The 12,832-nt window shown below is 41.1% G+C and carries 10 protein-coding genes; 4 read left to right on the forward strand and 6 right to left on the reverse strand.

The window, feature by feature from the left end; genetic code table 11:
- Positions 1–150: 150 nt before the first annotated feature.
- From LI82_RS09790 to LI82_RS12565, 6 genes are all read right to left on the reverse strand, one after another.
- On the reverse strand, positions 151–1,317 hold the full coding sequence (locus LI82_RS09790; RefSeq protein WP_048195385.1) for a DUF7289 family protein: 1,167 nt from the start codon (positions 1,315–1,317) through the stop codon (positions 151–153).
- Positions 1,311–1,739 (reverse strand): type IV pilin, encoded by a 429-nt coding sequence (locus LI82_RS09795; protein ID WP_048195387.1) that lies wholly within the window; start codon positions 1,737–1,739, stop codon positions 1,311–1,313. The genes LI82_RS09790 and LI82_RS09795 overlap by 7 nt, the downstream gene beginning before the upstream one ends.
- 13 nt (positions 1,740–1,752) lie before the next feature.
- A complete protein-coding gene (locus LI82_RS09800; RefSeq protein WP_048195389.1) occupies positions 1,753–3,564 on the reverse strand; it encodes a type II secretion system F family protein in 1,812 nt (603 codons plus the stop codon).
- On the reverse strand, positions 3,561–5,198 hold the full coding sequence (locus tag LI82_RS09805) for a type II/IV secretion system ATPase subunit (protein WP_160174976.1): 1,638 nt from the start codon (positions 5,196–5,198) through the stop codon (positions 3,561–3,563). The genes LI82_RS09800 and LI82_RS09805 overlap by 4 nt, the downstream gene beginning before the upstream one ends.
- A 166-nt stretch (positions 5,199–5,364) precedes the next feature.
- On the reverse strand, positions 5,365–5,868 hold the full coding sequence (locus LI82_RS12560) for a type IV pilin (protein ID WP_052402878.1): 504 nt from the start codon (positions 5,866–5,868) through the stop codon (positions 5,365–5,367).
- Between the two features lies 1 nt (position 5,869).
- A complete protein-coding gene (locus LI82_RS12565) occupies positions 5,870–6,556 on the reverse strand; it encodes a type IV pilin N-terminal domain-containing protein (protein WP_052402879.1) in 687 nt (228 codons plus the stop codon).
- A 284-nt stretch (positions 6,557–6,840) separates the two neighbouring features.
- Between LI82_RS12565 and LI82_RS12570 the strand changes: the two genes are divergently transcribed.
- The 4 genes from LI82_RS12570 to LI82_RS09835 all read left to right on the forward strand — a co-directional run bounded on the left by LI82_RS12570 (position 6,841) and on the right by LI82_RS09835 (position 12,806).
- The gene (locus LI82_RS12570) at positions 6,841–9,696 is read left to right on the forward strand and encodes an outer membrane protein assembly factor BamB family protein (RefSeq protein ID WP_052402881.1); all 2,856 of its coding nucleotides are present in this window, start codon (positions 6,841–6,843) and stop codon (positions 9,694–9,696) included.
- Between the two features lie 368 nt (positions 9,697–10,064).
- Entirely contained in the window at positions 10,065–10,979 is a 915-nt protein-coding gene (locus tag LI82_RS09825; protein ID WP_160174977.1) for an ABC transporter substrate-binding protein, read from the forward strand.
- 29 nt (positions 10,980–11,008) lie between these two features.
- On the forward strand, positions 11,009–12,034 hold the full coding sequence (locus LI82_RS09830) for a FecCD family ABC transporter permease (RefSeq protein ID WP_048195391.1): 1,026 nt from the start codon (positions 11,009–11,011) through the stop codon (positions 12,032–12,034).
- Positions 12,027–12,806 (forward strand): heme ABC transporter ATP-binding protein, encoded by a 780-nt coding sequence (locus tag LI82_RS09835; protein ID WP_048195393.1) that lies wholly within the window; start codon positions 12,027–12,029, stop codon positions 12,804–12,806. Before LI82_RS09830 ends, LI82_RS09835 begins: the two co-directional genes overlap by 8 nt.
- The last annotated feature ends 26 nt before the right edge of the window (positions 12,807–12,832 follow it).

Raw genomic sequence — 12,832 nt, forward strand, 5'->3', positions numbered from 1 at the left:
TACTTAAAAAAACAAGGAGAATTAGGATATTACAATAATCATTCCGACCAAATGGTGTACTCTTATTGAACAACACAGAGTTCCTTGTTAATGATACCATCCCCGAGGGATTATCTCGAACTAGTAGCAACAGATGGAATAATGACAACATCAAGGAAGTATTACCTCGACCTGTCTTGTTGTTATCCATACCGTCCTATTGTGGAAAGATGAATAAACCGTATCATCCTCGATCCTCGTATCATTAGCCATTGATATAAAGAATTTGTTCCACGCATCGGCCTGTTCTGAACTTATTTCCATGCTTGTGTTGCTGACATTGGAATAAAAATAATCCACAGCCCCAACAACTCGAAGATTTACGATCGAATTCCCATTTCCACTAATACTGGATTTTTTACCGGTAATATTAAAGACAGACATATGGAGTAAAGAACCATTGTTCTCAAACGATATGAAAGGATAGGATCTTATCTCCGAATTACGACCTTGTTTCAGTATTACTGCACCATTCTCAAAGATCAGCTCCTGATCGATCCAATAATTGTTAGATGCCCGGTATTTGAAATATCCTGTACTTATGTTCAACGTTTCGTTTACCGGTGTGTAAGTTACCTGAAAGGATCCGTTGAAAGTTAAAGAGAAAGGAGAAGGACCAGTGTGGTTGTTGTAAGTGTTGTTCAGTATCACAGGAAATTCAGATTGGTTCATATTCAAAAGATCCATACCAAACGTATTTCCGAGTATCAGGGAGTTAGACGAACCTCCGTACCTTAAGTTAATCGGAAGAAGGGTTGAATTATTAGCAAATGTTTCAGTTCTCAGGCCACCGTCCGGATCCACAAATATTGAAGTCCTGTTCTCAGTATTATTATTGATAAAGACCGTATACTCACCCGGTTCCAGATTATCGGTCCACATCCTTAAGGACGAGACATTGGTGATATTGTGGATAGTAGTGACACCATCAACATCCTTACTGACCTCAGAGATATTTTCCAGGGATATATTGATGCTACTACCACCTGGGTCCAGAGTCATCATACCGCTTGAAGAAAGTGATGAATAGAAAGGCAAACCGCCATCTCCAAGGGGCATATGGACAACACCGCTTGAAGTATCCGAACATGCTTTGGCAGCGAATTCAGTAAAGCTCTTGTGGACCTCCTGCATGTGATCGATCTCGTGCTCTGCAGCAAGAGCAGGAATATAATAAGCGCGTATGGCCGTAACAAAGGTTGTGAGAACCACCAGAATAAGAAGTACTGATACCACTGCTGTTACTGCCTGACGGTCACGGAACAAAGCAATTACCATACAGGCCTCACCTCTGCTGTTGCAAGAACTGCTCTGGGGTGTACTACAGAAATCTCTGTAATGTTCGTAAGACTGGTATTCAAGTGAAGCGTATCGCCGAACTTCCAGTATTCCATATAGGTATCATTTTCCCATGATCCCGAAGTCCGGTTCATCTTCCATATGGACTTTCTATCATTCAGTTTTATTTCAGGGTATGTCCCACTGGAATTAGATACAAGAATTGTTATATATGTGGAATGTACCGGATCACCACCAACATGCGTAATATCGGCCGAAGATGACGTTACGTTAGTTATTTCAATCTCAACATAAGGCACCCTTTCATCAGGCATGTTTCCATATACTGCTATTGAGAGCAATGATACCAGCGCTACTGCTATCGCAAGCTTCAACATTTCCCCAATTATCTCTGACACCATTTATTATCACCACTTAATAACCCATTAGCATAGTAAACGATGCATATGTCAACAACAAACAAAGAATGGAATGTTTTAATCCATGCAGGACACTACCTTCAGCCATTTCACCAAGTATAAGACCTGAAAAAAAGCCAAGTATGCCACATGTATTGAACATCGTTGTCTTTATGTGCTCCACATCAAGCAAATTCTGTCCCCCAAGACTGGTAACAGAAGGTAGGAACTGGGTAGAGAAAGAATAGCAGACATAAAGGAATGTTCCAAATGCGAGATATACAGTTGCTATGTAAATAATACTGGTTTCAAGCCTTTGTTTTCTCAAAGACAACATGTTCTCAGCATCTTCTGCAGCGATGAGGAGGACATCCCTTGTATCCTCACTTACAAGACTGGCATTTACAATAAGAGTTACCGCACGCCTTAGCGAAGGAGTGCCTATTCGGTTCTCAAAACGTACCAGCGCATCTTTCATCTCACCTCCCCACTCCATATCAAGCCATACCCTGTTTATTTCTCCTGAAAGGCGACCAATATCCGATTTTAATAGCATGCCTATTGCATTGTTCAATGTCAGACCCATTTCGTTGATCTCTGCAAGACGACGAAGGAAATCAGGAACCGCTTTATCTAGCTTTGCAAGTGTCCTCATCTTGTATTCATAAGCTGCTGCCACTGGAAAAAGTGCAAGAATTGCCGAGATCAGAATCTGCTTGTTGATGCCCAGATCAAGATAGATAAATGGTATCAGCATCAAAGGAATACTTATGACAGAAGCCTTGAGAGGTTCTCTGAGAATCGGCTCCAGTGGATTCTTCAGTTGTTTTAATATTTTCTTATAGAGCTTTTTCTTGTTATAGAATTTTAATTTTGTTGCATATTCATTTTCATTTATATCTTCTTCATCTATAGACATTGATTTTCGCAATACTACTTTCTCAACATACCTCATACCAAGATCTTCTTTGGGAGAGATGGAATCCAGCAATATTATCAATGCAATAGAGCCTACTGGCAATCCTATGTAAAGTGCCTGGAAAAGGTAAGGTGCCTGTTCCAGATTTAGCAAACCGATCGTCACAAGAGTTATTAAAAGGAATATGGGAACTGCCACAAAAGCTACAACATAGACCTCCGAGATCAGCTCAAGGGTCTTAAGGAACATCTCCTGAGTTTTTCTTGCATGCTCAAAATACTGATTGGTCTTTATTTCAAAATAATGATGGATGTTACTACCACCTTCCATCATAGGGATCAAATTTTCCAGAAAGTCTTTGAATACAGGAGAAGGACTTACATTTGCAGTATTCTTTAGTGCAGTGACAAGGTCTTTACCCATCATATCCACATCCCTGACAACATATGATGCCTCTGTTGCGATCTCACCATAAATGTGAGGGTTCTTCATAAGTTCCTTGAATATCTCATATATGGATGAACCTCCTTTGCTCATTCCAAAGCAGAATGATGCGGCATAGGGAAGAACCATGTCAATCTTTGTTTTGCGTGATTTTGCCGTAAAGGAGGGATACATTAGATAGAGGCGGAAAATCGAAACCCCGACCACAAGGGGAACAACTGCCAAAACCAGATCAGAAGTAATGATCGAACTGTATGGCTCCAAAATTAAAAAATAAGGTGTTAAGAACATATAAGGAGTCAAAAAGAAAAAAATGAACATCAGAATATATGTCTGAACTCCATAGGATACAGCCTTCTCATAAAAAGTGGAATAGTGCATGTCCATCCTTGCAGACCTGATGGACATTTGGAGATCAGTATATTTGCCAGGATACCTTCTCACATAACGACTGATAAAACTCATTCTATCCCCTGTGAGACCAGCATTTCGTTTTCGCATTCATCGATATCCAGAAGGCAATTCCCTGAAAGTATGGAATGCATTGGATCGGAACCATCCCCATCTAAAAGAGATAGCGTATCAACAGGATTTTTACAATATGCATTGATCCAGCGAACGACACTATCATAGTCCCGAATACCACGTTCAATTAGCTTTAGCAGGAACTTTGAACGCATTTGCAGGATATCTTCAATTTCTTCGGCACTCCAACCCCTGCGCCTCCCGATATCTTCGAGTACGCCAGAACCTGCAAAATTGAGACCATCTGCCACAACATCCCAGTGGAAGATATCTTTTGTATGAACATCTCTCCCTACTCCAGTAACCTCTGCAACCACTGATACTTTTCTTTTTTCAGCTCCATTTTCATAGGAATTACTCAACATGCAAATCACATCAAGAGCAGTGAACATTGCAGCAGGCACGCTGATCGGTGGGTTCGTGAACCTGTTGATGACCTCTTTGGGCGTTCCGGCATGGAAGGTCGAACAGGTTGCATGGCCTGCATTCATTGCCTGGAACAATATCTCGGCCTCCCTGCCCCTTACTTCCCCGACAAGGAGATACTCAGGCCTTTGCCTGAGGGATGCACGGAGCAGGTCTTCCAGGTCGATGGTTGCAGCATCGATGCTGGAAACACCATCCCTGGTCACAGTCGGGATCCAGTTCTCGTGAGGAAGCTGGATCTCACGCGTATCCTCCAGAGTCACAATACGTATGGTCAGGGGAATGAACATACAGATAGCATTAAGAGCAGATGTTTTGCCCGTTGCAGTTCCACCACACATCAATATGTTCTTGCGGTTCTCCATACAGAGCCAGAAATATGCCATCATTTCAGCTGAAAATGATTTCCATGCAATCAGGTCCAGGGGTGTAAGAGGAACCTTTTTCTGCCTGCGTATACTGAAAGAACTACCCAGAGGACTTATGTCATGCCCATAGGTTATATTGATACGAGACCCATCTTTCATGACCGTATCAAGAATAGGGTTGGACTTGGACAGATGTCTGCGAGCCTGTTGTGCAATGCGCATGACAAAAGAATCAAGCTCATCGTCCGTACTGAATACGATGCTCGTTGGAAGATCTCCATAACCGGAATGGTAAACATAGATCGGAATACCAACTCCATTGCACCATACATCTTCCACACTATGATCACGCATTATAGCACTGATCTTACCAAACTCTACAAAGTCACGTTTTACATAGTAGAATATCTTTTCAAAAGATCTGGTATCAAGTTTAGAATACTCCGAAAGGATGCCAGATGTTTTTTCTCTCAAAAGTTCAGATCTGTCGACACTCTCAAGCTCATCTATATTGTCAACACCCTTTAAGCTCAGAACATCCTCAAGCATCATCATGACCTCTTCAAGGAGAGTCTTCTCGAACCTGTTGAGCTTTGGCTCGACCACGACATATTTTGTGTCGCTGCGGATTGTGTCATACAGGATCGATACAAATGAATAGGGTTCATCCACCCAGTACCTTTCAAGCTCATCGAAACCTTCCGGTATATTGAAAGATAAAAGGCCCTCAGCTATCGGACAATCCTTTTCATCGGATATATTCGATTTAGTAATAGGCAAACGAAAGCTGAGATTTTTCAATGAGCCGGTTAATTTGGATGAAATACTCCCTTTTTTATTGGAATTTGGACAGTATTTTTTGACACAATCGATAATTTGATTCATAGTTAATCATGCATTCATAAATGGACAGATTGGATTTTTTAAATATCTCAAAAAAGAGGTATTAGGGTTGCATTACGATCTGTGTTGAATATATTGCCTGATCGGTTTCACGATCAACTATTGAAACCTGGAAGGGAGTGCCAATATATATCCACTGACGCGCAATATCAGCATGTTTGTCTGTGTCCTCTGTTTCAAAACTGATCTTTGCAACATTACCAGGACCCAATACTGAAGGTGCGAAGGCCGAAGATGATGAAGAATAGAAAGTTACATTCTCCCTCTCCACATAATTGGACATTTTAGGCCTCCCAGAAGTTATTTCGAACTTCACGAAATCTTCGATTATTGGGTCCCCGCCCAGATGTTCAATTGTAATGCTCTGTTCAGAATACGAAGCAGAAATCCTGAAAGTTGCCTGGGGTATTGTATCTTTTTGAGATATACTTCCTGAGAAAGAACTTACTGCTGCTGCCAGAATGACAGTAACAACTATCATAAGCATGACACCGATAACGGGACTTACACCCTTATCTTCACGGCTAAATGATCTAGATCCATCCATATCAGATCACCCTTACATCTGAGTCAAAGATCACTTTCTGACTTGGATTGTGAACGATTTTAACATTGACGTAGTCACCACTTTCAAGACTATACCAATCTGCAAACATGGCCTGCATACCTGTTATGCGATCATTTTCAGGATTTATTTCATCAGCATCCGCGTTCTCATACTTCCCCTCATCTGGAACCCATTTTGCATCGGGATTATAATTAGAATATTCATCAGCAAGCATGCTACTACCAGGTTCTAGTGTATAGTCACCAAAGAATATACCTTCTGAGTCATCATTGATGAGATCTCCCCGATTCCACATGGGCATTGCACCAGTATAAAATGGAGTGTGTGTATTATTTACATTGGGAAGAATTTCCATCATCTTTGTGTCACCACGCGCTTGGGGATTAATGGTAACTATTTTTATGTCTGCAGTATCAATCGAATCACCTGAAATGTGCCTTATGGACATATAGGACATATTGCCAGAACTACCCATGTTGCTGTTTATATTTTTAACGATCTCAACGCTAAATACAGCAGAAGGAGCCTGTTCTACTCCGTCAAGAATTCCCTGTGAAGAAGAACTTACTGCAGCAGCCAGAACTACAGTAACAACTACCATAAGCATGACACCAATAACTGGCGAAACTGCTCTGGAATCACTTATAATATTCATTTTTCTGATCATTACTAGACCGCCTCAATAATAGGTCATATCCAAATATACTAATAAGATTTACCATACAGAAGGAAGTGTGTAATCATCAAAATATATAAAGCTTAGTGTTTTTATAACATAAAAAACCTTTAAAGAATAATTTTAAATCAATAAACATTAAATATAAGTTTAAATTAAGCTATTTGCGTTAGTAATTAAAGTTATAAAAGTATATTAAACCGAATAAATATGGTTATTTTAATCGAAGCAATTTGAACCATAAGAAGGTATTTTAAAAATAATCGGTGGCTGATATGAATACTAAAACATTAAAAAACATCATAAAACTAGCAATTGTGTTGACATGCATAGTAACAATGTCATCTAATGTAATAGCTACAGACTGGACAAAGTTCCATGCAGACCCATATAATACAGGAGTTACACCCGACAAAGCACCCATTGATAAAGATCTACTGACCTTATGGGATGTTTCGACGGCATCTTCAGCAATGGCAGGCATTGATGCCGAACCTGTAATAGTAGGAGATACTATCTACGTGATAGGTGATAAGGGAACTTTACTAGCAATTGACAAGAACGATGGGACGGTTTTGTGGACAAGTAAAACAAACCATGGAAGCGATTCATGGTCACTTGGAGCCCCATGTTATGGAAATGGAAAAATTTTTGTTACAACTAATAATGGAATGATATATACATTTGATGCAGAAACAGGAGTAGAACTCTGGAATGATACTGCTATTAGCGACAATCCGAATTTCACTCAGATGAATACGCCTGTTACCTATGAGAACGGAAGGATATACTTTGGAGGATGGCTTCCTTTTGGAGGTGCCAGCCAGTATTATTGCTACGATGAGGATGGTACACGAATATGGAATAGAGAATCCACCAGTGGCGGATACTACCGTGCAGGATGCGTAATATTAGGAGATCATCTTATTTTCGGCGATGAAAACGCAAATTTGACATCAGTCTATAAATCAAATGGCACAACTGTTGATGAACTTGATGTATCTGCAGAGTTCAACATCGATGCACTAAGAATCAGATCTGCAGTTACATATGATGAAGATTCGGAGAGGATATATGCAGCTACAGAAGGTGGTTATTGTGTAGCTCTGGGAATGAACGAAGATGGAACATTCAACAGGTCAGACAAACTTCTTAGTGCACAGGTAGCTAATAAGTTCACTACAACTCCTGCAATATACAACGGAAGATTATATGTTGGCACAGGAGATAGTTATACAGATGGAACCTTTTACTGTCTTGATGCATCAGACCTGACCGAAATATGGTCATTCTATATACCTGAAGGAGGAGTTCAGGGATCAGCAGCTATCTCAACATATTATGATGACGGAGATGGTGAGGTATATGTTTATTTTACAGTGAATGATTATAACTGTAAACTTTATTGTCTTAAAGACTGGCCAAGTAATATGGAAATGCTTTCTGAAGAATGGTATTTCCAGCCAGAAGAAGAAAAACTACAATTCTCACTCCCAGGTCCGATAATCTCAGAAGGATCAGTATATTTTGCAAATGATGCAGGATATCTATTTGGAATATCTGAAAAGGAAGGAAACCCTTCAATTGAACCTGTCATGGAAGATGAATGGCACCAGTTCCAAAAGGATGCACAACACACAGGATTTACAAATTCTGATGCACCAGATACCAATACACTACTATGGGAAAGCATTGATATCGATGCAACAACTGCGTCTTCACCAGTAGTCGCCGATGGAAAGCTATATATCAATTGTGCGGACTGGGTGAAGATTCTTGATATGTATACCGGAGAATATTTAGGAGCTACACAAGTTCCAGGAAATAATCTTTTGGATTCATGGACACCTGTATCATACAATGAAGGAAGGGTATGGTGCGGTCATTCTCGAGGCATAAATGGTGGTACATTGATAGCTAATGGAAAATATTACCATGGAGACTATGAGGGCAATAAATATTATTGCTATGATGAAAGCAATGATGTAGAGCTATGGAGTTTTACAGTCGAAGGAATGGCACAGAGTACGCCGGCATATAGTGATGGAAATATCTACCTGACAGGCTGCGTATATGAAAACGGCGGAAACGTCTATTGTGTAGATGCTGAAACCGGAAATCAAGTATGGAGCATTGAAGTCGCCAATGATCCCTGCGGAAGTTTTAGTGTACAAGGAGACATAGCATACTTTACTACATATAACTGGTACACTAGTGGCGATATTTATGCATTGGATAAGAACACCGGGGAAATTCTCTGGACAAAAGTGATACAGAGAACAGATGCTGTCCCAACCATTGCATATGGTAACGTTTACGTATCATCAGGTTGCTATTCAGTTTCCGAATTGCAAACGTATTGTTTCAATGCGACTACCGGTGAAGAGATATGGAATGTTACTGGTGTTGGAGATTGGAAATGTTCAGCTGTGGTCGCTGATGGAAAGGTCTTCGTAGGAAAACCTGATTCATTCTATACATACGCATCCATGTACGCTCTAAATGCATTTGATGGAACAGAAATGTGGCATTATGGAAGAGGAGGATCAGCAGCTGCCATATCAGATGGCATTGTGTTTACGGTCGGGAGATCTGGAAAAGTCTATGCCTATGCTGAAACAGCACCGGATCTCGAAACGTCAGCCATTGTACAATCACAGGTATCTGCCGGACAATCAAATGATATAACTGTGCAGATCGCAAACCATGGTAACGTGGATGCAGGTTCTTTTGAAGTCACCATGCTAGTCGATGGTGTCACATTGGATACAAGAACAGTAACATCCCTTTCAAAGGCTTCAAACACAGAAGTCACTTTTGAATGGACGCCTGAAGCCGAAGGAGAGTATGAACTGCAGGTAGCTATGGACACACAGAATAGCATCGATGAAAGGGATGAAGCCAATAATTACTTCATCTCAACTGCTACGACTGCTATCGAAGACTGGAACCCGTGGAACGATCCTGATTCTGAAGGGTTACCTGATGGAACATACATTACTTTAACAGAAGTAATCGATGCGTACAACTGTTTCAGAAATGGAGAGCCTGCACCAGAAACTGGAGCTAGTATCGACCTCACGAGAGTGATAGATCTCTACAATGCATTCAGATACACAACAGCTATGTGATAACGAAAGCAAAGTTTGGAAATAAGGCATGGTTACAAAGCCATCCTTATTTCTCTTTTTTATTTCTAAGAAATGTCATCAGGAAATTTAGTATCAGTTCTTATTTTTTAGTTATAATTAAGAGATAGATCAATTTAATCAAAATGGCATCCAGTAATATGATGTTACCATGTAAGATAATAGATAATATCTTAAAAGCAACCTTTTTATAGGGATGTGTCGATTGATTGTAAGTTTAAGAAAATAGAGGGAAAATAATGTTCAAAGGTTGTTATGTCTTATTTTTGATCCTTATACTAATATCGACTTCATGCGCAAGTGCAGTAGAAGCCAGTATGACAGAATATCCACTTACGATAGTGGATAATATGAATAATACTATTACAATAGAAACCAAACCTGAAAGGATATTGTCCACGATGCCAAGCAACACAGAGATCCTTTTTGCTGTCGGTGCCGGGGACAATGTTGTTGGAGGCACGATCCATGATGAGTATCCACCTGAAGCTGTAAATATCTCGAAGGTAGGAGGATATACCAATCTTGACTTTGAGGCAATCGTCAACCTTGAACCTGATGTCGTGTTTGCTTCTGAAGCAAACGGTGAAGATGCTACCAATATGCTGAAGGACCTGGGATTCACTGTGATAATCCTGGAACCAAAAACTATCGATGACATCATGAGCAACATAGAACTTATAGGAGAAGTGACTGGAAATAAAGAAACAGCACTCTCTGTCACCGATGACATGAAAGCACAAATGGATGCCATCACGAGCAAAACAGAAGATGTGCCTACTGAGGAACGTCCTCGTGTACTTTATCTGATATGGCACGATCCAATGTACTCTGCCGGACTTGATTCATATCCTGATGACCTCATAGCAATGGCTGGAGGAAACAATATACAGAAAGCTGAAGGATGGCCTGTTATCAATCTTGAAGATGTCATCGCCAGCAATCCACAGATCATAATCTGTTCCGGAATGGGAGGTGGATCGTACACAATAATGGAATCGATCAAGAATAACGATGCTCTGGTTCAGACAGATGCCATAAAGAATAACAAAGTTTACCCTATCGAGGACCCCAGCATCATCGAGATCCCTGGCCCGAGGATCGTGGAAGGACTAAAAGAATTGCACGGATACATTGGACCTGAAATCAAGGTCAATGAAGAGGAAACGGGTGAGGAAGCACCAGTGAACAACACGCCCGGATTTGGTGTTCTGGCCGCATCCTGTATGTTGGTGGCAGGCTACCTTAGGGCAAAGCGTTCCTGAATATAAATACGGAATAGGAAAAGGTAAAGATGGCAAGAGATGGAAGAACTGTAATGGTCCTGCTGTCAGTGTTGCTGGTAGCCATGATCGCCAGCAATACTGCAATAGGTAGCAGCGACATTTCCCCTATTGACACCGTAAAGATAATTGTTAATGCCATTGCTGAAAAATTAACGCTCGAAGATATCCTGTCTTTCGAGAAAGTATGGACCGATAGCCAGGGAACCATCATAATGAACATCCGACTACCAAGGGTCCTCCTTGGAGCATTAGTGGGTGCAGCACTGGCAACTGCCGGATGTGCCATGCAGGGTTTGCTTAAGAATCCCATGGCAGACCCTTATATAATAGGAATGTCATCCGGCGCCGGTCTTGGCGCAGCTCTTGCTTTTGCACTGATGTTACCCTTGCAGCTCCTTGCTTTTGTGACAGCAGCTGGATCCATATTCATAGTATACAATATATCGAGGATCGGAGAAAGAGTGCCTACAGAAACACTTTTGCTTGCAGGAATTGCTGTCGGATTCTTTCTTTCATCAGTGACATCGTTCATCATTTTTCTGTCCCAGTCACCCCACCAGATAATATACTGGTTGATGGGAGGACTATGGACTGCCAGCTGGAATAAAGTGAAGATCACATTCCTGATGATACTGGTGGGAATTTTCATGCTCTACAGGCAATCATGGAACCTGAATGTCATGCTCCTTGGTGAGGAACAGGCACAGTGCATGGGAGTGGATATAGAGAAAGTAAAACGTAGCGTACTTGTATTCTCATCACTTGTTACCGCAGCTGCTGTATCTGTTAGTGGGATCATCGGTTTTGTGGGACTTATCATACCACATATTATGAGGATCATCGTAGGACCTGATCATCGGATACTCATTCCCACATCAACCCTCATGGGCGCAATCTTCCTCGTATTTTCAGACACTATTGCAAGAACGATACTCGAATCTACCGACCTGCCTGTAGGAGTAGTGACCGCATTTTTCGGAGCTCCTTTCTTCATTTACCTATTAAGGAAGAGGAGGAAGACGATCTATGCTTGAGATCAAAGATCTTAATGTGAGCTATGGCAGCCGAAAGATACTGGAAGACATAAATATCTCTGCTGAAAAAGGCGAGTTCCTGGGCATACTTGGGCCAAACGGGTCCGGCAAGACAACGTTGGTCAAAGCCATAACCAAAGTTATCAAACCCGATTCAGGAGACATAACATTTAACGGAAGATCTATTCAACATATGAATGGCACAGAAATTGCCAGACATATAGCAGTGGTCTCACAGGTGATCTCTATCAATTTCGAGTTCGCTGTAAAGGATATCGTTATGATGGGACGCACACCCTACATACATGGTAATGAATCACCCGAAGACTTTGACATCGTTGAAGAATCCATGGAGAAAACTAAAACCGATTTCCTGAAGGATAGGCTTGTCACACAGCTGAGTGGCGGTGAACTGCAACGTGTCATCATAGCAAGGGCTCTTGCACAGCAAACAGATATCCTGCTTCTCGATGAACCTACATCACATCTTGATATCACGAACCAGATCGATATACTGAACCTTGTCAAAGATGAATCAAGAAAGGGAAAGCTTGTAGTTGCAGTGGTACATGACCTGAACCTTGCAGCATATTACTGTGATAAGATAGCCCTCATAAGGGATGGGAAACTTGTATCGCTGGGCACACCAGCAGAAGTGCTCACCCCGGAAACTATTGGAAAAGTATACAATTTGCCTGTAGAGGTTGTCACCAATGAGATCACAAATTCCCTGTATGTGATACCAAAGCTTGAGCCTTTGCCACATCCTTGAACTCTCATATTTAACAATAAAAACAG

It is taken from the genome of Methanococcoides methylutens, from assembly GCF_000765475.1.
Lineage (GTDB): Archaea > Halobacteriota > Methanosarcinia > Methanosarcinales > Methanosarcinaceae > Methanococcoides > Methanococcoides methylutens.